This window comes from Burkholderia sp. PAMC 28687 (assembly GCF_001577465.1).
GTDB lineage: Bacteria > Pseudomonadota > Gammaproteobacteria > Burkholderiales > Burkholderiaceae > Caballeronia.
The window spans coordinates 2,540,982-2,562,107 of the sequence record NZ_CP014505.1 but is presented as its reverse complement, the minus strand read 5'-3'; the positions used below and the strand labels follow the sequence as shown (position 1 = coordinate 2,562,107).

General features: G+C 58.6%; 18 protein-coding genes. 15 read left to right on the top strand and 3 right to left on the bottom strand.

Annotation, left to right across the window (positions count from 1 at the left end):
* Positions 1 to 860: 860 nt before the first annotated feature.
* Positions 861 to 1,412, bottom strand: a complete 552-nt coding sequence (locus tag AX768_RS11830) for an IS630 family transposase (RefSeq protein WP_197672636.1) — start codon at positions 1,410 to 1,412, stop codon at positions 861 to 863.
* Positions 1,409 to 1,915 carry a helix-turn-helix domain-containing protein gene (locus AX768_RS11825; protein WP_231941265.1) on the bottom strand — a complete coding sequence of 169 codons (507 nt, stop codon included), beginning with the start codon at positions 1,913 to 1,915 and terminating at the stop codon, positions 1,409 to 1,411. Before AX768_RS11825 ends, AX768_RS11830 begins: the two co-directional genes overlap by 4 nt.
* 138 nt (positions 1,916 to 2,053) lie before the next feature.
* Between AX768_RS11825 and AX768_RS34440 the strand changes: the two genes are divergently transcribed.
* The 3 genes from AX768_RS34440 (at position 2,054) to AX768_RS11815 (ending at position 4,405) form a co-directional block, all read left to right on the top strand.
* Positions 2,054 to 2,521, top strand: a complete 468-nt coding sequence (locus AX768_RS34440; protein ID WP_442857236.1) for a hypothetical protein — start codon at positions 2,054 to 2,056, stop codon at positions 2,519 to 2,521.
* Positions 2,518 to 3,084 (top strand): glycosyltransferase family 9 protein, encoded by a 567-nt coding sequence (locus AX768_RS34435; protein ID WP_442857235.1) that lies wholly within the window; start codon positions 2,518 to 2,520, stop codon positions 3,082 to 3,084. Before AX768_RS34440 ends, AX768_RS34435 begins: the two co-directional genes overlap by 4 nt.
* 379 nt (positions 3,085 to 3,463) lie before the next feature.
* The gene (locus tag AX768_RS11815) at positions 3,464 to 4,405 is read left to right on the top strand and encodes a transposase (protein WP_062000110.1); all 942 of its coding nucleotides are present in this window, start codon (positions 3,464 to 3,466) and stop codon (positions 4,403 to 4,405) included.
* Between the two features lie 57 nt (positions 4,406 to 4,462).
* Here the strand turns inward: AX768_RS11815 and AX768_RS11810 are convergent, their stop codons facing one another.
* Positions 4,463 to 5,968 carry a mannose-1-phosphate guanylyltransferase/mannose-6-phosphate isomerase gene (locus AX768_RS11810; RefSeq protein WP_062000109.1) on the bottom strand — a complete coding sequence of 502 codons (1,506 nt, stop codon included), beginning with the start codon at positions 5,966 to 5,968 and terminating at the stop codon, positions 4,463 to 4,465.
* A 485-nt stretch (positions 5,969 to 6,453) separates the two neighbouring features.
* Between AX768_RS11810 and AX768_RS11805 the strand changes: the two genes are divergently transcribed.
* From AX768_RS11805 to AX768_RS11750, 12 genes are all read left to right on the top strand, one after another.
* On the top strand, positions 6,454 to 7,824 hold the full coding sequence (locus AX768_RS11805) for an undecaprenyl-phosphate glucose phosphotransferase (RefSeq protein WP_062000108.1): 1,371 nt from the start codon (positions 6,454 to 6,456) through the stop codon (positions 7,822 to 7,824).
* A gap of 51 nt (positions 7,825 to 7,875) precedes the next feature.
* Positions 7,876 to 9,267 carry a UDP-glucose dehydrogenase family protein gene (locus AX768_RS11800; RefSeq protein WP_062000107.1) on the top strand — a complete coding sequence of 464 codons (1,392 nt, stop codon included), beginning with the start codon at positions 7,876 to 7,878 and terminating at the stop codon, positions 9,265 to 9,267.
* 92 nt (positions 9,268 to 9,359) lie between these two features.
* Positions 9,360 to 9,815 (top strand): low molecular weight protein-tyrosine-phosphatase, encoded by a 456-nt coding sequence (locus AX768_RS11795; protein WP_062000959.1) that lies wholly within the window; start codon positions 9,360 to 9,362, stop codon positions 9,813 to 9,815.
* Positions 9,809 to 10,984, top strand: a complete 1,176-nt coding sequence (locus tag AX768_RS11790; RefSeq protein WP_062000106.1) for a polysaccharide biosynthesis/export family protein — start codon at positions 9,809 to 9,811, stop codon at positions 10,982 to 10,984. The genes AX768_RS11795 and AX768_RS11790 overlap by 7 nt, the downstream gene beginning before the upstream one ends.
* Positions 10,985 to 11,019: 35 nt before the next feature.
* Positions 11,020 to 13,242 (top strand): polysaccharide biosynthesis tyrosine autokinase, encoded by a 2,223-nt coding sequence (locus AX768_RS11785; RefSeq protein WP_062000105.1) that lies wholly within the window; start codon positions 11,020 to 11,022, stop codon positions 13,240 to 13,242.
* 27 nt (positions 13,243 to 13,269) lie between these two features.
* Positions 13,270 to 14,256, top strand: coding sequence for a glycosyltransferase family 2 protein (locus AX768_RS11780; RefSeq protein ID WP_082778885.1), 987 nt, complete (start codon positions 13,270 to 13,272; stop codon positions 14,254 to 14,256).
* 80 nt (positions 14,257 to 14,336) lie between these two features.
* Complete coding sequence (locus tag AX768_RS11775) at positions 14,337 to 15,455, top strand: glycosyltransferase family 4 protein (protein WP_062000104.1); 1,119 nt, start codon at positions 14,337 to 14,339, stop codon at positions 15,453 to 15,455.
* A 2-nt stretch (positions 15,456 to 15,457) separates the two neighbouring features.
* A complete protein-coding gene (locus tag AX768_RS11770; RefSeq protein WP_062000103.1) occupies positions 15,458 to 16,987 on the top strand; it encodes a glucose-6-phosphate isomerase in 1,530 nt (509 codons plus the stop codon).
* Positions 16,984 to 18,189 carry a glycosyltransferase family 4 protein gene (locus AX768_RS11765; protein WP_062000102.1) on the top strand — a complete coding sequence of 402 codons (1,206 nt, stop codon included), beginning with the start codon at positions 16,984 to 16,986 and terminating at the stop codon, positions 18,187 to 18,189. Before AX768_RS11770 ends, AX768_RS11765 begins: the two co-directional genes overlap by 4 nt.
* A gap of 40 nt (positions 18,190 to 18,229) precedes the next feature.
* A complete protein-coding gene (locus AX768_RS11760) occupies positions 18,230 to 19,396 on the top strand; it encodes a glycosyltransferase family 4 protein (RefSeq protein WP_062000101.1) in 1,167 nt (388 codons plus the stop codon).
* A 592-nt stretch (positions 19,397 to 19,988) separates the two neighbouring features.
* Positions 19,989 to 20,495 (top strand): helix-turn-helix domain-containing protein, encoded by a 507-nt coding sequence (locus tag AX768_RS11755; RefSeq protein WP_231941265.1) that lies wholly within the window; start codon positions 19,989 to 19,991, stop codon positions 20,493 to 20,495.
* The gene (locus tag AX768_RS11750; RefSeq protein WP_197672636.1) at positions 20,492 to 21,043 is read left to right on the top strand and encodes an IS630 family transposase; all 552 of its coding nucleotides are present in this window, start codon (positions 20,492 to 20,494) and stop codon (positions 21,041 to 21,043) included. The genes AX768_RS11755 and AX768_RS11750 overlap by 4 nt, the downstream gene beginning before the upstream one ends.
* Positions 21,044 to 21,126 lie beyond the last annotated feature (83 nt).

The following is a 21,126-nucleotide window of genomic DNA, read 5'->3' as shown; positions in this document are numbered from 1 at the left end:
ATCTTCAAGACCTTCTAGGGTGAGAGAGGAACAATCGCACCTGACCTCCACATGAGATGTTCTTCTCTGCATTCGCTTGAACATTCCGGCCACTGTAAGTGTCAAAATCAAGGGCACAACAAAGCTGCCGCGACATAGCTGGAACCACCTTAGTTAACCAAAACAACTTAAAAACCTTTCTACTTCTTCATTTGAATAAACAAACAAGTTTTGGTTGCAAGCAGTGCAATCTGGGAGTTAAAGTGAATTGTTGTCCAAAGAAATACTTAAATTTTTTCGTTTGGAAAAAGAGGTTTTTATGCGCGACTCTTTAGTAGAATTGGTTTGTATGAAAAAACGTATTTTATTATCAGCTCGCTGACTTACGAACAAATTCCTTGAAATAATTTTTCGACTTTGTAATAAATAAAAATAATTGCTTTATATTAGACTAAGGGTAACTAATACCTCCTAGCGAAGAATGATGTTGTATAGATGTTAGCTATTGTCTTTTTAGATTAAAAATACGTCGCGATATAATCTTGATTTAACTGTCGCTTGATAACGAGTGAGCAAAAGTTGAACGAAAGGATTAGCGTAAATATGGACTATTTCTATTTATTTTAGGAGATTTTTTACCGTTGGTTATTGCTGACCTTATCTTCGCACGTCTAACATATCGATCGTAATAAATTTCGTCCGCGTCCGTTACCTAGAAAGCTGTCCTCATTGCGCCGTTACCACCAAAAACCATTTCGGAGGTGAGGGTGCTCGACAGTATGGCCGAACTGAGCTTGTCCAGCAGCACTCAGTATGCTCAGGCTTATGTCTTGAGACCGTTGCCTGAGGTTCTCGCAGTCCGGCATAATGTTGTTAAGTGTTCAGGCGAAACGGATTTCAAATTCTGAGCCGTAGGCGGCGAGCAGTTTGCCGATCTCAGCATCGATGGTTTCCTTGGTCCAGGTAACGAAACGTCGCCAGTGATACTTTGCATGCTTCCAAACGATTTCGATCAGGTTCAGCTCGGGACTGTAGGGCGGCAGATGGAAGAGCACCATGCGATGCTCGAGAAACCACCGGTCGATCGTTTCCTGCTCGATGTTGTGATGAATCGAGGCGTTGTCGAGGACGACCACCGTCATCAGACCGGGCGAGCCGTCCTTCGCGATCTGGTCAAGAAACTCAACGACGGCGGGGCGTTTGATGGTCGCCTTGCTGACTTCATGCTTCAGAAGGTTGGCGCCGAAATCAAATGCGCCGAGGACCGAGCGTCTGCAATGCGGCCGAGGAACAACACGGTGTGGCTCGCCGATGGGCGACCAGCCGCGTTGCACCGGCGGTGAAGCGCAGAACCCTGATTGGTCAAAGTAGACCAGGCGGCACGCCCCATCACGAGCGGCCTGCTGCAACTTTGAGAGCGTGCCTGCTTTCACGGCGAACTCCAGTTCGTCGCGCTTTTTTTGAGCGAGTAGCGGCCACGTTTGTAGGAAAACCCCGCGCGCTTGAGCGCCACCGACAGCGTTTCCAGGCGGCATGGCAAAGGCTGGCCATGCACCTCCTCAATGCGCAGCGCGATCTGCTTGAGCGTCATCGATTCGGTGCGGGCCGCTTCGATGGCAGTGGCGATCAAGGCATCAGACAACGCGCGAGGCCGCCCGCCTTTATGCCCGGTCAGCAAACCACACAGGCCCCTGTCGTTCCAGGAATGCACCCAGTTGTACACCGACTTGTCGCTCACATCGAGCTCGACGGCGATCTCATGAACCCGTCGGCCGCTGCCAAGCTCCAGCAGACCCAGCCCTCGGGTTCGAAAGTCTTGATGAGGATGCTTGCGCGAGAGTTGTTGCAAGGTCTTCGTCTCCGCTTCGGTCAGTTCAACAGCACATTTCATCGGCAGGCAGGTAATCAGGATGGGATTGCCTGTCAGACTCGCCATTCTGAAATTCGTTTACTCCGCACACTTAGAAGGCCTTCTGTTTTTTTTAGTTTGAGTTGTGCTTTGCAAACCCACTGCCGCGTATTTCGAAACGGGGCGGCCAAGTCGGCGATGTCACAATACTAATTGGAAAGTGCAATGTTACTGGATGAAATTTCTGCCTTAACTAACATGGGATCACTGATTTCTGCCAAAAAAGAGATCGTAGCGCCGTACGATCTTGAAGTCTCTGATACCGCAGCTGCCGATTATTGTGCGCTAGGTTTGTCTAATGGTGTCTTCAACGCTGCATTGGCCGAATTTAATCCTGATTATGCAACTGTCTCAAGGGTGAGCGTCATTAACGGCATGGGCGTGACACTTGGAGATTCCATCATTGGCATAACGGCGTTGCACGCGATCAAAGCGAATTTTTCGCAGATTTCCTTTACTATTTATCGACCGAAACATACGCCCGCATACGTCAAGCAGCTTTATGAAATCGCCGCGCCGCAACTTGGCGAAATTGTCGATTTGCCAGTCAGGCTCGCCCCCCTGAAGAAGGGGAGTTACGCATTGATATCGGCAACCATTTGTTCTGGCCAAAATTCACGCGAATGCCGATGATCGATTTTTTCATCGATGCATTGGGCGTGAAGCCGGAATCGATTCCCGCCGAACTCAAGCGCAATCATTGGCTCGAGGATCTGTGCTTGCCGGCGCCACAGGCGACGAGCGGCGATTACGTCCTGCTGTGCCCCACGGCGAGCACGCCTGTACGAAGTATTCCAGCGTCGCAGCACGCGCGCTTGGCTGAAGCGCTGTGGCAGCGCTTCAGGCTGCCTGTGGCGGGCTTCGGCGCGATCGACCATGCGCGTTACATCGATCTCACGTCGCGCTCACCGGGCACTGCAGACTTCATCGCGTGGATCCGGGGTGCACGTTATCTTTTCACCCCCGATACCGCCGCACTTCATATTGCTGCCGGCTTCGACATTCCCACCACGGCTTTTTTCACCACGATTTCCCCTGACTTGCGGGTCCGTGATTACCCGTTTTGTCATTCGGTGAGGTTGCCGCTGCCGCAATTGGAGGGCATTCAAGCGAGCAATCAGGCAGGCGACATACGAATGATCGAGCGTGCGTATCGCGGGATAGCCACACCGTCATTCTTTTCAGAAACTACTTAACGTCGTTAAATTCAATGCACTCAACCGTCGGCAATGTAGTCGGAATAAATTACCTGAAGTTGTAAGAATAAAATATGATATGAGTCGCTGAAAATCTACTCTTTTGTCATATTCGGGCAAACCATTAGGATGGTATGCTTCCTGCACGTATTCTTCATATCCTATGACGTAGGATGATTTGTGCGCCGAGATGGAACTGGTTGTGCACCACGGCACAGATTAGATGCATTTCGTATGCACCAACTTGTCGTTTTTAGCAAACGTTTGCGAACACATCGAATTTCCTGATTCAGCGTCGCGCGGGTGGATTCCACCTTCGCGCATGGTTCAACGCCTGGTTCAACTTTCGCAGAGCGGTCTGGCTGCACGGAGCAACCCAATGTTTTTCGACGAACTCAGCAATGAAGAGTGGGCGCTGATCGCCCCGCTAGTGGCCGAAGGCGAAGTCCGTGAACACCGTCGGGGCCGGCCGCGCGCACATCCGCGCACCATCGTGAACGCGGTGTTGTGGATCCTGACAACCGGTGACACGTGGTCGAAGCTTCCCAGCCACTATCCAACCGTGCCGACATGCCGCCGTCGTTTCAATGACTGGCAAATGGACGGCACACTGATAGAAATGGTCACCCAGCTCGCCACGCGCGGCCGGTCATTCGCTATTGTTCCCTCGCCGCCGGTCGAAGCGCCGCAGCGGCAAACGCAAAGCGCGTATGAATGCGACCGCTTGCGCGGCGTGTTCTGGCAGAACCCGGAATCGTGGGGCGCCGGCGACGGACGCGGTGCAAATGCCGTCGACGCGCTGTTCGCTGCCGTGCCGCGCCGCTTGCCGGATGCGCATGATGTCGCACGCGCCAATGCGTCCACGGCGTTGTCCGCGAGTCGCGCCGCGATGCTCATGAATGTGCCGCGCCCCATGTATCACGATGCATCGCGCATCGCCGGACGTCGGCTCGATCCGGTGCCCATGGCCTTCGAACCCGACTGCACGCCGGTGCATGACGCGCACGGCTACGCCATCTATGCGATCGCGCGCCCGGTCGCGGGCAGCATGTTCCGCGGCTGGGCCGAGATCGTGAAAGACGGGCGGCGCGTCGAGCGCTCGGGCCTGATTGGTCCGCGGTACGGCAATGCGGACGAAGCGGCGGCGTACGCGCTGGAGTGGTCGCGCAGATGGATCGCGTCACAATCCACGCGGGTCACGCATCCGGGTCAGGCTGCATCGACGGAAGTCGCAATGGATGCTGCTGCCAACCTCGATCATGCGCAACTGGAACGCGTGACGCCCGTCGAAGCGCGGCGTTTTGCGGACGTGCAGGGTTAGACGTCGCAAGACTTCACGTCATGCGGCGCGTATAAAGCGCGCGCCGCATGACGTTTCTCATTGGCGGCCGTATTTGTCGTCGAAACGAACGATGTCGTCTTCGCCCAGATACGTGCCCGACTGGACTTCGATGATTTCGAGCGGCATCTTTCCCGGATTTTCCAGCCGATGCTGCACGCCAATCGGAATGTAGACCGACTCGTTTTCGGCAAGGATGAACTCCTCCTGGCCGCGCGTCACCAGCGCCGTGCCGCGCACCACGACCCAATGTTCAGCGCGGTGGTGATGCATTTGCAGCGATAACCTCGCGCCCGGTTTCACCACGATGCGCTTGACCTGGAACCGCTCGCCGTTATCGACGGAATCGTAATGGCCCCAGGGCCGGTGCACCTTGCGATGATCTGCTGCCTCCTTGCCTTGCTCGGCCTTGATGCGCCCGACGATTGCCTTCACGTCCTGCACGCACGACTTGTCGGCAACGAGAATGGCATCGGCCGTTTCCACGACCACGAGGTTATGCGTTCCCACGCACGCAATCAGCCGGCCTTCGGAATGCGCGTATGTGGATGTCGATCCCTGGAACATCACACGTCCGCGTGCGACGTTTTCTTCGCTGTCCTTCGGCAGGATGTTCCAGATTGCGTCCCATGAACCGACGTCGGACCAGCCCGCGTTAAGCGGTATGACGGCGCCCATGCAGGTGCTTTGATCGGCGGCGAGCTGCTCCATCACCGCGTAGTCGATGGAATCCGAAGGCGACGCCGCGAACGCTTGTTTGTCGAGGCGGAAAAATTCGCCGTCGCGCGTGCCGGCATCGCACGCGGCGCGGCAGGCTGCATGTATTGCGGGCTGGAAGTGTTGAATGGCTTTCAGCCACACTGACGCCCGTACGATAAAAATTCCCGCGTTCCACCAGTACTCGCCGGAACTCACATATTGGCGTGCAAGTTCGAGATGCGGTTTTTCGACGAATCTTTCGAGCGGCCACGCGCCCGAGCCAAGCATCTGCTGCCCGACCTTGATATACCCGTAGCCCGTTTCCGCATGTGTCGGGACGATGCACATCGTGACAATCGCACCGTCTTCCGCGCATTTCGCGCCCGCACCAATTGCCTTGTGAAACGCTTCGGTATCCGTAACAACATGGTCTGCGGGCATGACGACGAGAACGGCGTCATCGCCGGACGCCAATGCATGCATGGCGGCAACGGTCAACGCAGGGGCCGTATTGCGCGCGACCGGTTCGAGCAGCAGGTCGGCTTTGCGGCCCGACGAGCGCAACTGGTCTGCCGTCGTGAAACGATGATCCTCGCCGCACACAATGATGGCGTCGTCGACGCGGGCCGTGCCGTATGTCAGGCCGTCGAGCCGTTGCGCGGTGGATTGCAAAAGCGACTGTTCGCCGATCAAGCCGATCAACTGCTTCGGGAAATGCTCGCGAGACATGGGCCAGAGACGGGTTCCGGCGCCACCGGCGAGGATGACGGGCTGGATTCTCAGCCGGGTTTCGGAGGCGGCAGGGAAGTGTGGCGCGCTGACAAGCGTTGTATCGATGGCGGTCATGAAGAGGGAACTCCTGGGCTTGAACGGGTATTGCAATTTTTATCACGGAGTAAATAGCCGATAAATCAAAAAACCAGAAAATAATCGACAGCTATATGCGGGCTGGTATGCCGGCCATTCGATGTAACTGAGACTGACGCCTGAATTTTTTTCTTACGATGCGCGAATTTTTTATTCGAAAATAATTGCTTAAGATTCGGCCGAAACCCTTGCGGAGTAAGCATCGAAGTCGTTGACGATGTCCGCGAAAAATCCGCAATGCCGCGCGACAACCGACGATCGAAACGCCGGTCAATCCCGCATATGACGAAAATAAATCCGTTGAAAACGGTGAATTAATTCACGCATTATTTTGCGGTTGCAGCATGAATTAAATTCCAGCCTCATACGGGTATGTACCAAGGCAATTGGCGTACTCGCTTTAAAGCGGCCTTGACGCCAGAACGAGTTCCAGCGCGCCGCCCATTTCACCCGAGGTGTTCTACATGTTGAGCGTGCTTTCGAGAATGATCGACATAGCGATGGTCGCGCTGGGCGCGTTGCTCGCCGCGTCGCTGCACGCGGGAAATGCGGTATGGCTCGACGACATGCAAAGCACGCTGCTGGCATTCAATTGCGTGCTGGTGATCATGACGTTCCCGTCGTTCGGGATCTACAAGTCGTGGCGCGGCAAGCCCGTCTACGACCTGCTGCTGCGCGTGACGGTCGCATGGCTGATGGTGGAAGGCGCGGGCGTGCTGCTTACGTTCAGCGTGCATCGTGCAGATTTGTTGTCGCGTCTGTGGTTGCTTTACTGGGGCGTCGCCACGGCTGCGCTGTTGATGATTTCGAAGGCGAGCGTGCATGCAGCGCTCAAGTCGCTGCGGCGCGAAGGTTTCAATCAGAAAGCGGTGGCAATCGTTGGCGCGGCGCCTTACGGCCAGTTCCTGATCGAACAGATGCGCAGCCGACCGGAAGCGGGTTTTCGTCCGGTGTATGTGTTCGATGATGCCTTCGCCGAAGAGACGCTCGCAGGCGTGCCGGTGAGCCGAGATCTGGCCGACCTGACACAACTCGTTCGGCGTCGCGCAATTCGTGAACTGTGGCTGGCGTTGCCGATTTCACAGGAACGCACTATCCACAAGCTGGTTACCGAGTTCCGCGATGACTTCGTGAACATCCGCTTCATCCCGGACGTACGCAGTCTGTCGTTCTTCAATCACGCCGTGGTCGATCTGCTCGGCGTGCCGGCGATCAACCTGGCGGCGTCGCCGATCACGGATTTGAAGGTACTGCCCAAGCGCGTGTTCGATCGCATGTTTGCCGCCATCGTGTTGCTGAGTCTCGCACCGCTGTTGATCGCGCTCGCGGTGGCGGTGAAGTTTTCGTCGCCAGGACCGGTGTTCTTCAAGCAAAAGCGCAAGGGTATCGATGGAAACGAGTTCGAGATTTTCAAGTTCCGCTCCATGCGCGTGCACAAGGAAACCGCCGGGCACGTGACACAAGCGAAGAAGGGCGACACGCGCGTGACGCGCGTAGGTGCTTTCCTTCGGCGCACGAGCCTCGACGAACTGCCGCAGTTCATCAATGTGCTGCGCGGCGAGATGTCGGTGGTCGGTCCGCGCCCGCATGCGCTCGAACACGACGACATCTACAAGGATCTCGTGAAGGGCTACATGTACCGGTATCGCATCAAACCCGGCATTACCGGCTGGGCGCAGGTGAACGGTTTTCGCGGCGAAACGGACCGCATCGAAAAGATGATGGGACGCGTGAAGCTCGACCTGTACTACATGCAGCACTGGACCTTCGGACTTGACATGAAGATCGTCGCGATGACTTTGTGGAAGGGTTTTGCGGGCGCCAACGCCTACTAGAAGAATCATCGGATAACGCTTGAATAATTTGCCAACCCTGGAGCACGTGCTATGAAACTCACCATCATCGGAAGTGGCTATGTAGGCCTCGTGACGGGCGCGTGCCTCGCCGACATCGGCAACGACGTGTTCTGTCTCGACCTCGACGAACGCAAGATCGCCATTCTCAACAGCGGCGGCGTGCCGATTCATGAACCGGGCCTGCAGGAAGTCATTGCGCGCAATCGCGCAGCGGGACGCCTGACGTTTTCAACCGATGTGAAGGCCGCAGTCGAGCACGGCGAAGTGCTGTTCATTGCGGTCGGTACGCCGTCCGACGAAGACGGCTCCGCCGATCTGAAATACGTGCTCGCTGCGGCGCGCGACATTGGCCGTTACATGAACAACTTCAAGGTCATCGTCGACAAATCCACGGTGCCCGTCGGTACCGCGCGCCGCGTGAAAGCGGCGATCGATCATGAACTCGCCGAGCGCGGCGAGACACACATGTTCTCGGTCGTGTCGAACCCGGAGTTCCTGAAGGAGGGCGCCGCTATCGACGACTTCACGCGGCCCGATCGCATCGTGCTCGGTTGCGACGACGACGTCCCCGGCGAACGCGCGCGCGAACGCATGAAGCGTCTTTATTCGCCGTTCAACCGTAACCATGAGCGCACCCTGTACATGGATGTACGGTCGGCCGAGTTCACGAAATACGCGGCCAACGCCATGCTCGCCACGCGCATCTCGTTCATGAACGAACTCGCGAATTTCGCGGATCGCGTGGGCGCGGATATTGAAGCGGTGCGTCGCGGTATTGGTTCCGATCCGCGCATTGGCTACGACTTCCTGTATGCGGGTTGCGGTTATGGCGGATCGTGTTTTCCGAAGGACGTGCGCTCGCTGATCCAGACGGCCGGCGAGCACAACGAGCAGATGGAAATCCTGAAGGCGGTGACATCGGTGAACGAGGCGCAGAAACAGACGCTTGCGAACAAGATCGTTGCACGCCTCGGCAATGATCTGAGCGGCAAGAAATTTGCGCTGTGGGGCCTCGCGTTCAAGCCGAATACCGACGACATGCGCGACGCCCCGAGCCGCGTGTTGATCGCGGCGCTGCTGGAACGCGGCGCGACGATCAGCGCCTACGACCCCGTCGCAACAGACGAAGCCCAACGTGTGATCGCGCTCGATCTGCGTGACACCCCCGAGCAACTCGCGCGTTTGAGCTACGCGAAGGACCACGCCGATACGCTCGATGGAGCGGATGCGTTGATCATCGTGACGGAGTGGAAGGCGTTCAAGAGCCCGGACTTCGATGGCATGAAACGCCGCCTGAAAACACCGCTTATTTTCGATGGCCGCAATCTCTACGAGCCGGAAACGATGGCTGAGATCGGTATTGAATATCACGCGATCGGGCGCGGCGTCCGGCAAGCGGCCAAGTCACCGGTCACGGCTTAACCCGTAGAACTCTCATGCGCGAAGACCGGCCGAAGGACCCGGTGCTCGCGCCATGCGCCGCAGTATCGAACATATTCACGGACACCGCCCACATGTTTCAAAGCGTCTTGATTGTCTGCCATGCAAATGTCTGCCGGAGCCCCGTCGCCGAGATGCTGTTTCGCGCGCACTCGGCCCGGATGGTCAACAAACATGCGAGACGCGGAATCGAGTTCGGTTCGGCAGGGCTCTTTGCGCAAGAGGGCCGCGCTATCGATACGACCATGTCGCGGCTCTTGATGGAACGTGACGTCGATTCGTCGGGACATGCTGCACGCCAGCTCGATCGCGCCATGGCTCGTGCAGTCGATCTGATTCTGGTACCTGAGCGCAAGCACATCACGGCGATCGAGGAGATGGAACCGGTCACGCGCGGCAAGGTGCACTTGCTCGGAAAGTGGGAAGACTCGGAAGTGATCGATCCATATGGTCGCCATGAAAGCGCCTATCGCGAGAGCTTCGGGCTTATTGAACGTCTGGTCCAGGGATGGCTGAATAAAATATGGTGAACCGGTCTCTAGCTTTTACTGTTTCCGTGGTCCTTTCGCTGACGACTTTTCTGTCGGCCTGTGGCGCGCTGCCGGGCTATAGCCTGAACACATCGCGCCTGCAGGACAATGACCCTACGCCAACGGCGACCTATCCTGTGCGCCTGATTTCGGCCGATGTCATCCTGCAGCAAAATCGTCCGGCTGCAGCCGCGCCGTTGCCGCCTGCGCGTTTTGCCGATCCAGCGCAATACGTGTATCGCGTGGCGCCGCAGGACATTATTGGCGTCACGGTCTGGGATCATCCCGAACTGACCACGCAGCAGGGGCAGACCTTGTCTGCCGGTGGCAACACCACGCAAACGGTGGCCGGCGCGCTCGCGCAGCCGTACACCACGGCGTTGCCGGGCCAGGCCGATCCGTTCGGGCAGACCGTCTCTCCCGACGGCACGATCTTCTTTCCGTTTCTCGACAAGGTTCGCGTGGCGGGCAAGACCGCAGGCGAGATCCGCGATCAGCTTGCAGCAGCCTTGACGCCGTATTTCAAGAAGCCGCAGGTCGATGTGCGCGTGCTTGCGTACAGAAGCCAGAAGGTGTCGGTGACGGGCGAAGTGAAGACCCCCGGGCCGCTTGCAATGAGCGACGTGCCGCTTACGCTGGTCGATGCCATCACGCGTTCCGGCGGAACGACTGCCGACGCCGACCTGCAACGCGTGCGTCTTACGCGCAACGGCAAGCTGTATCAACTCGATGCCGACGGCGTGCTCGATCGCGGTGAAATAGATCAGAACGTGATGCTTCAGGCAGGCGATATCGTCAACGTTCCGGACCGCACGGACAGCCGGGTATTCGTGATGGGTGAGGTCAAGACGCCGCTGCCTGTATCGATGATGAAAGGCCGCCTCACGATAGCCGATGCCCTCACGCAAGCCGGCGGCATTCTCGATACAGACGCCAACGCGCGGCAGATCTACGTGGTGCGCGGTGCGCGAGAAAAACCCGAATCGCCCGATATCTACCGGCTCGACCTGACGCAACCGGACTCGTTGCTGCTGTCCACGCAATTCCGTTTGCAACCGCTCGACGTGGTGTATGTGGGCACGGCCGGATCGGTGCAGTTCAACCGTCTGGTCAACCAGGTCCTGCCGACCTTGCAGACCATCTTCTACCTGAAGCAACTGACGCGCTGATCGTCAATGCGCGTCATATCAACCGGGATTGAAACGTGAGCACGCCAGCACATTCCTATCAGGGCAAGACAGAAGAAGAGGACGTCGTTCTCGGGCAGTTGCTGCAGGTGATCATCGACGACATCTGGTGGCTGATCGGGATCGCGGCGTTCATCGTGCTCGCAGCGGGCGCGTATTGCTACGTCGCCAAGCCCGTGTATTCCGCCGATGCCCATGTGCGTGTCGAGCAATCCGACAACACGTCGCAAGCGCTCACGCAAACGCAGACGGGCGCGGCTATCGGCAATTCGTCGGGCGCGCTGCCGACGGATGCGGAGATCGAGATCATCAAGAGCCGTGGGGTGGTTGCGCCCGTTGTCACCCAATGCAAGCTCAACTTCTCCGTCACACCTATGACCGTGCCACTCCTCGGCAGCTTGGCAGGCCGTCTTGCGACGCCAGGCAAGCCGTCGAAGCCGTGGTTTGGAATGAGCTCGTATGCCTGGGGCGGTGAGCAGGCGGCGATTGATTCCATTGAAGTCGTGCAGCCGCTCGAAGGGCAGAAGCTCACGTTGACCGCGCTTGCCAACAACCGCTATTCGCTCGCGACGCCGGATGGCCGCATGCTGCTTGAAGGCACCGTCGGCACGATGGAAAGCGGCAACGGCGTGAACATCAACGTGGCAAAACTCGTCGCGCGTCCCGGCACGCGCTTCATCGTGCTGCGGGCGAACGACCTGGACGCCATCGCGTCGTTTCAGTCGGGCATCACGGTGGCGGAGCAGGGCAAGGCGACGGGCGTCATTCAAATATCGTTGGAGAACGGCGACCCGGCACGCGCTGCGGAAATTGCAAATGCACTCGCTGATTCATATCTGCATCAGCACATTGAGAGCAAACAAGCCGATGCCGAAAAGATGCTCGCGTTCCTGAAAAGCGAACAGCCGCGTTTGAAGGGTGATCTGGAGCACGCCGAGGCTGCGCTGACCGAATATCAAAGCAAGTCCGGTTCGATCAACGCCAGCGATGAAGCCAAGGTCTACCTCGAAGGCAGCATCAGCTACGAGGCACAGATATCCGGATTGAAGTTGCAGATTGCGACGTTGAATCAGCGCTACAACAGTGCTCATCCGGCGCTTATCGTGGCGCAGCAGCAACTCGGTCAGCTCGAAGCGGAACGCGCAAGGTTTGGCGAGCGCTTTCGTAACTTGCCGGCGTCGGAAGTGAAGGCTGTATCGCTGCAACGCGATGCAAAAGTGGCCGAGGACATCTACGTGCTGCTGCTGAACCGCGTGCAGGAATTGTCGGTGCAGAAGGCCGGCACGGGCGGCAACGTGCATATAGTCGATGCCGCCTTGCGCCCCGGCGCGCCGATCAAGCCGAAGAAATTCCTGATCATGTCGGCTGCGGTGATCCTTGGACTGATCCTCGGCACGGGCTTCGTGTTCCTGCGCCGCGCGATGTTCAAGGGCATCGTGGACCCGGACAAGGTCGAGCGCCTGGCCGGTTTGCCGCTGATCGGACTCGTGCCGCTGAGCGTGGAACAAACGAAGCTCGATGCCGAAGCCAAGCGTACCGAGCGTGATCGCGATCGTGTCCTGCCCATTCTCGCAGTCATGCGCCCGAACGACGTCTGCGTGGAGATCATGCGCAGCCTGCGCACGTCGCTGCAATTCACGCTCATGGAAGCGCGCAACCATACGGTGATGCTCACTGGCCCGGCATCGGGCGTCGGCAAGAGTTTTCTGGCGGTGAATCTGGCAGTGCTGCTTGCGGCATCGGGTAAAAAAGTTCTGCTGATCGATGCCGACATGCGGCGCGGCAAACTCGAGCGGTCGTTCGGCCTCGATCGTGCGAATGGTTTGGCCGAACTGCTTGCTGGAACCATTGGACTGGAACAGGCAATACGTACCACGCGCACACCGTTGCTCAGTTTCATGCCCGCAGGCAAGCGCCCGGAGAATCCGTCGGAGCTGCTGATGTCACCGCGCCTGCAGCAATATCTCGATGGCCTGGGACGGGTCTACGACGTGGTCTTCATCGATACCCCGCCGATTCTCGCGGTGACGGACGCATCGATCATCGGCAAGTTGTCGGGCACGAACTTCCTCGTGATGCGCTCGGGCGCGCACAATGAAATGGAAATCTCCGATGCCATCCGGCGTCTGCGCACAGCGGGCATTCCGCTCGCCGGCGCGATCATGAACGGCATGGCGCAGCGCTCGCGCGGCTATAACCGCGGGCACTACGCAGCGGTTGAAGACTACCTGAACGTTTGACGCATCGGAGCGCGCATGACATCGACCCTGACTATTTCCGTGCTGGTTCCGACGTATCGCCGTCCGGCCGATCTGAAGCGATGCCTCGCGGCGTTGCGTACACAAACGCGCGCAGCAAATGAAGTGCTGATCGTTGCACGGCCTGAGGACGATGCCACGCATCGCGCGATCGAAACGGAAATGGCCAAGGGAAATCCATTTGAGTTGCGCGTGATCGAAACCGGACTTGGCGGCCAGGTCGCGGCGTTGAACCGTGGCCTCGATGCAGCGCGCGGTGACATCGTCGCGATCACCGATGACGACGCAGCACCGCGTATCGACTGGCTGGCACGCATAGATGAAGCTTTCTCCGGCGATGCGTCACTGGGCGCATTGGGCGGGCGCGACTGGGTGTTCGAACGTGGCGCATTGCTCGATGGCGAACGCACCGAGGTCGGCCAGATTCGCCGCTCGGGGAAGATCATCGGCAACCATCATCTGGGCGTTGGCGCGCCGCGCGAAGTCTGGTTGCTCAAGGGCGCGAACATGATTTACCGGCGCGCGGCCGTCGGCCAGTTGCGCTTCGATACCCGCTTGCGAGGCAAGGGGGCGCAGCCTTGCAACGATTTATCGTTCAGCTTGAGCGTGAAGCGCACGGGGTGGAAGATGGTCTACGATCCGCGCGTCGCTGTCGATCATTTTCCGGCTGAACGTTTCGATGACAACGGCCGAGATGCGCAAACGCTCGGCGCGCTGGCGGACACCGCCTACAACGTGCATCTCGTGTTGCGTGAACATCTGGGTCCCATCGCACGGCATGTCGCTTGGTACTGGTACGCGGCCATCGGCACGCGTGCCATGCCGGGATTCGCTCATACGGTTCTCGCGCTCGCACGTACCCGCAATGCCGCTTGCTGGACGCGTTATCGCGCAATGCGTCGAGGCGCCCGCGACGCCCGCCGCGACGCGCAGCACGAACCCGCAGCGTATGCGCTCGCCATGCGCAGCCATTCCGATGGAGCGAAAGCCGCATGAGCCGCGTATCGAGGGTCCGGCATTCACAGCGACAACACGGAGACGCCGAGGCTTCCGGCGTCCAGCCTACGAAGGTTCACGTGCATCTTTTCTATGGCTCCGATCCGCGGTTTTATCGGAAGGGCGAGAACATTGGTTGTCTTTACGGATATCACCACGCCGAGTCGCCGGAGATGACGCTGACGTATTCGCGCGACAAACCCGAGAACAAGATCGTGCGTCTCGCTCGCCGCGGATTGAAAGCCGTGCTCGGCTTCGATTTCGTTCATACGTGGCGCAATCGCGACGAGATCCTGAATTCGGACGTGGTGTGGACGCATACGGAGCACGAGCATTTATCGGCGGCGTTGTTGCTTTTGTTGAAGGGACGAGCCCGCGGCAATCCAATGTTGCTCGCGCAAAGCGTCTGGCTCTTCGATAAATGGGCGAGCTACGGTGCGATAAGGAAATTCTTCTATAAGAAGCTGCTCGCACGCGCCGATGTGCTGACCACCCACGCGACCGAGAATGCGCAGATGGCGCGTGACTACCTGAAGCGCGAGGTGCAGCAGGTTTTCTACGGCATCAATCCGCGCGACTTTCCGTTGCAGGAACCAGCGGCGTGGAAACCGGATACGCCCGTTCGAATTGGCGCGATTGGCAATGATCGTGATCGCGATTGGGAATCGCTGGTCAAGGCATTCCGGCAGAATCCTGCATGTGAAGTGCGGATTGCGACGCGTCGCCGGGTATCGAAGGAACTGCATGCCGGCAACGTGATGATCGCGCCGGCCATCGGCCTCAAGGCGGCCCGCGAACTCTACGATTGGGCCGATGTGATCGTCGTGCCGTTGCGCCATAACACGCATGTTTCGGGCATCACAGTCGTGCTGGAAGCCGTTGCGCTGGGCAAGCCCGTGATTGTTTCCGACGTCGGTTCGTTGCGCGATTATTTTGGACCCGAGCATGTGTTTTATGTGCCGCCGCACGACGTGCAGGCGTTGCAGCGCACGCTCGAGACAATCGTCGCCAATCCGGAACTCGCGCTGCAGCGCGCGCAGGCCGCGAGCCGTCACTTTGCGGCGCGTGATTACACGACCCATCAGTTCGCGATGCAGCACGTCCGCATCACGCAGGAGTTCATGCGCAATGCGCGTCCCGTCGAAACGCCGGCGCATGCCGATCTTCACGGCATCGCATCATCACGCAGGGCGCACTGACGATGAGCACGCCAGCCGCTCCGCGCACGCCCAAATTCATTGCCGATCTGATCGAGAACGGCGGTAAGCCCGCGCGCGCAGGGTTCCTCGGACTGTTCCGCGATGAACCCAAACACTGGGTGCCGCAGACCGGCTTCTGGGCGTTCACGCTGCTGCTCATCCTCGCGCATCAGGGCACGGTGCTGACGCTGGCTTTTCCGTTTTTATCGACAGCGGTCGGCTTGTGGCTTTATTTCAAGAGCCCCGCCCGATACATCGGCTTTGTCTGGTGGCAATGGTTCCTGAGCCCGGAAGTCCGGCGCCTTGCCGATTACGCAAAGGGCGGCTTCACGCCGACGAGCCTGATCCAGATCGCGCCGGTTGTCGTCACGATGATATGCGCGCTGACCGTTGTGCGGCATTACCGTGTGCTTGCCGAAAGACGGGGCGTGCCGGTCCTGCTGATCTTCCTCGGGCTCGCTTATGCGTACTTGATCGGCGTGATGTCAAACGGCCCCATGGCGGCCACCTACGATCTCGCTGCGTGGCTTTATCCGGTGCTTATCGGATTCCACATCATGGTCCATGCACGCGAATATCCAAAGTATCGCCAGGCGATTCTCGATACGTTCATCTGGGGCATGCTGTTCATGGGCGGTTACGGGCTCGTGCAGTTCTTCATCATGCCCGCATGGGACGCAATGTGGATGATCGGATCGCAAATGGCGTCGCAGGGCGACCCCGTTCGCCTTGGCGTGCGTGTGTTCAGCACCATGAATTCGTCCGGCCCATTCGCCCTCGCGATGATGGCCGCGCTCACTTTCACCATGGCCGGCACCCAGAGCGTGCGATGGCTTGCCGGTGGTCTCGGCTTTATCTCGTTCGGACTTTGCATGGTGCGCTCGACGTGGGGCGGCTGGGTCATCGCGATGGTCCTGCAAATCATCAAGGCGAGCAACAAGGTACGCGTGCGGATTCTGATTGGCGGAGTGGTGCTGGTCGCGCTCTCGGTGCCGTTGCTGACCTTCGGTCCTATCGCCGACAAGATGGCGACGCGCCTGCAATCCATCACCAATCTCAGCGATGACAACAGCTACGCCGCGCGCAACGAGTTCTATGCATCGTTTGCGAAAACAGCCTTTACGGATGTGTCGGGCGAAGGTTTTGGGGCGACAGGTTCTTCTACCAAGCTTTCGTCATCGAACGGTGATCTGGGAAAATACGGCAGCTTCGACAGCGGCGTGATGAACGTGCCGTTCGTGCTCGGCTGGCCAGGTTCGCTGATGTACCTCGCCGGACTCGGCCTGCTGTTGATGCGCGCATTCCGTGCGTCGTTTTCCCTGCGCGATGACAAGTACGCGCAAGCCTCATTGAGCGTGGCGTTTGCGATTGTCGGCATGCTGGTCTTCACCAACACCTTCACATCGATTGGCGGAATGATCCTTTACATGGGCCTGTGCTCGGTCCTGGCCGCTCGCCATCACATGCGGCTCGAAAAGAAGCGGGCACGCGCGGTATTCGAACAATCCATTCCACACAAGGCAATCCGATGAAAATCGCCATCGTCACCCATGTCGTGCGTCATAACGACGGGCAAGGCCGCGTGAACTACGAGATCGCACGCGCCGCGCTGGCGGAGGGCCACCAGGTCACGTTGCTTGCGTCGCATGTGGCGCCCGAGCTGGCATCGGAAACGCGTTTGCGATGGGTCGCGATCAAGATCGGGCGCTTCTGGCCGACCAAGCTTTTCAAGCAGCAGGTCTTCGCGCTGAAGACCGCGCTGTGGCTGAAGAAACACAAAAAGGACTATGACGTGCTGCATGTGAACGGATTCATATCGTGGACCAAAGCCGATGTGAACACCGCTCACTTCGTGCACGGCGGCTGGCTGCGGAGTCCTTACTATCCATTCAAGCTCACCGGCGGTTTGTGGTCTGCATATCAAGTCGTCTACAGCCACGTCAATGCGAAGCTGGAACACTGGGCGTACCAGCGCTCGAAGATCATCGCGGCCGTGTCGGAGAAGGTCGCCGTGGAGATTCGCGCAAACGGTACGGAGAGCGAGCGTATCGAGGTCGTCTACAACGGCGTGGATACGACCGCTTTCACAGCGGCACGTCGCACCGGCAGCGACAGGGCGCAGTTCCAGCTTCCCGACGATGCCTGCCTGCTGTTGTTCGTGGGCGACCTGCGCACGCCGCGCAAGAACCTCGACACCGTCCTGAAGGCGCTACTGGAGCTACCGTCGAGCGTACATCTGGCGGTCGCCGGTTACATCCCGGGCAGCCCTTACCCCGATGAAGCGAAGGCGCTCGGCATCGGCGATCGCGTGCATTTTCTCGGGCTCGTGAAGAACATGCCGACGCTCATGCATTCCGTCGATGCATTCGTTTTCCCCTCGCGATACGAAGCCATGAGCTTGTCCCTGCTCGAAGCGCTCGCGGCCGGCTTGCCGGTCATCACGGCAAAGACGGCGGGCGGGGCGGAGATCATCGGCACGGATTGCGGCATCGTGCTCGACGATCCCGACGATGCCACCGCGCTCGCGGGTGCTGTCATGAAGCTCGCGGATGCACCTGAGCTACGCCGTGAAATGGGCGTGGCCGCGCGCCAGCTTGCGGACCAGTTCGGATGGGCGCGGATGGCGCGGCGCTATCTGGATCTGTATCGCGGGTTTGCGAGTCAGAAGGGTGCAGCGGCATCATCGAACGATACAAGCGACGCGCAAAAGGCCGAAAGCGTGGCCGCCGTATAAGCAATTTATTTTTCAACGATATTGAAGCGGGGTCAGGGATATGAGCACACAAGCCATCAAGTCGCTGCAGATCGGGATGCACTGGTTCCCTGAGCGCGCGGGCGGTCTCGACCGCATGTATCACACGCTGGTTGGCGCGCTGCCGGGCGCGGGCGTCACGGTGCGTGGCGTGGTTGCGGGATCGGCGCGAGTCGCATCCGACACAGAAGGCGCCATTCACGGTTTTGGTCCTGCCGCGCAATCGTTGCCGCGCCGGCTGATGGCGGCGCGCCGTGCGTTGCGTGCCTCGCTGAGCCGCGAAACGCCCGACGTCGTCTCGTCGCATTTTGCGCTTTATACGTTCCCCGGACTCGATGTCACGCGTGGCATTCCGCAGGTCTCGCATTTCCAGGGGCCTTGGGCGGACGAGAGTCATGTCGAAGGCGCGGACACCATTGGGCAACGTACCAAGCGGATGCTCGAGCAACGTGTGTATGCGCGTTCGACGCGGCTGATTGTTTTATCGGAGGCATTCGGCGAGATCTTGCAGTCGCGATATTCCATTCCAGCAGACCGGATTCGCGTGGTGCCGGGATGTGTAGATGTTTCGCAGTTCAACTTGCCGTTGAGCCGTGCCGATGCGCGCCGGCGTTTGCAGCTACCGCAGGATCGTCCGGTCGTGCTTGCCGTGCGGCGACTCGTGCGGCGCATGGGACTGGAAGATCTTATTGAAGCGATGAAGCGCGTGAAGGCGAAGCAGCCCGATGTGTTGTTGCTGATCGCGGGGAAGGGGCGGCTGGCTGAAGAGCTGCAGGCGCGCATTACCGAAGCCGGTCTCGACGATAACGTGCGTCTTCTCGGGTTTGTGCCTGATCGGCATTTGGCGGCGCTTTATCGGGCGGCTGATGTGAGTATTGTGCCGACGGTTGCGCTTGAGGGCTTCGGGTTGATTACCGTGGAGTCGCTGGCTTCCGGGACACCGGTGCTTGTTACGCCTGTTGGCGGGTTGCCGGAGGCGGTTGCGCCGTTGTCCGGGAATCTTGTTTTGCCTTCTACTGGGGTTGATGCCATCGCCGAGGGGCTGATCGGTGCGCTCGACGGGTCGCTTGTTTTGCCAAGCGAGCAAGCATGTCGGGCTTATGCCAAGGCTAACTTCGATACGCCAGTGATCGCTCGCCGCGTGGCTTCGGTTTATAGCGAGGCTATTGAGGTGGGGGTTTTGCAGTGAGTTGGTTTTGTGCTGCGGTGGGGGTTTGATGCTGGGTTGCTACTCTTTAGGTCTTCGCGCGTTACGTCTTGGCTGATTTTTTTTAGCACTATTAGCCACTGTCCGTGGCGGGACTTCATTTCTTTTTCCAACGGCGAAAAAGAAACGAAGCAAAGAAAACGCCTCTCCACCGATGGCACATAAGTGTCCCGAGCGTGCAGTTCCAGACTGTTTGGTACTTCACAAGAACGCTCGACGCCGCAATCAAGAACACTTGAAACCCTCCCCCTCCGTCAACGGCAACCCACACGCTTCGCCACCAGGGTGGGAATCCGCTAATTAGGCCTCCGCGCTGCGCGCGCTGGCGCCCAAACGGCGGAGTTGGCTGTACTGGTTCCGTCGTGCCCGTTTTGCCTGGGACCACAGATGGCGAAGTCAAGGGCAAGTTCAAGATGCTGTGGAGCCGTTATGAGCTCGACCCGTTGTTATGTCTTGGCCAGGTTTCCGTATTGACTGCCACAATTACTGGTGGCGAAGCGTGTGGGTATCTGTTGACGGAGGGGGAGGGTCTCAACTGTTCGTGGTTAAGTGTGCGGAGTAAACGAATTTCAGAATGGCGAGTCTGACAGGCAATCCCATCCTGATTACCTGCCTGCCGATGAAATGTGCTGTTGAACTGACCGAAGCGGAGACGAAGACCTTGCAACAACTCTCGCGCAAGCATCCTCATCAAGACTTTCGAACCCGAGGGCTGGGTCTGCTGGAGCTTGGCAGCGGCCGACGGGTTCATGAGATCGCCGTCGAGCTCGATGTGAGCGACAAGTCGGTGTACAACTGGGTGCATTCCTGGAACGACAGGGGCCTGTGTGGTTTGCTGACCGGGCATAAAGGCGGGCGGCCTCGCGCGTTGTCTGATGCCTTGATCGCCACTGCCATCGAAGCGGCCCGCACCGAATCGATGACGCTCAAGCAGATCGCGCTGCGCATTGAGGAGGTGCATGGCCAGCCTTTGCCATGCCGCCTGGAAACGCTGTCGGTGGCGCTCAAGCGCGCGGGGTTTTCCTACAAACGTGGCCGCTACTCGCTCAAAAAAAGCGCGACGAACTGGAGTTCGCCGTGAAAGCAGGCACGCTCTCAAAGTTGCAGCAGGCCGCTCGTGATGGGGCGTGCCGCCTGGTCTACTTTGACCAATCAGGGTTCTGCGCTTCACCGCCGGTGCAACGCGGCTGGTCGCCCATCGGCGAGCCACACCGTGTTGTTCCTCGGCCGCATTGCAGACGCTCGGTCCTCGGCGCATTTGATTTCGGCGCCAACCTTCTGAAGCATGAAGTCAGCAAGGCGACCATCAAACGCCCCGCCGTCGTTGAGTTTCTTGACCAGATCGCGAAGGACGGCTCGCCCGGTCTGATGACGGTGGTCGTCCTCGACAACGCCTCGATTCATCACAACATCGAGCAGGAAACGATCGACCGGTGGTTTCTCGAGCATCGCATGGTGCTCTTCCATCTGCCGCCCTACAGTCCCGAGCTGAACCTGATCGAAATCGTTTGGAAGCATGCAAAGTATCACTGGCGACGTTTCGTTACCTGGACCAAGGAAACCATCGATGCTGAGATCGGCAAACTGCTCGCCGCCTACGGCTCAGAATTTGAAATCCGTTTCGCCTGAACACTTATAGTGGTAACCGTTCTTCTGAAGTACCAAACAGTTGTCAGTGCACGCTCGGGACACTTAAGAATTGGCGGTTGAGA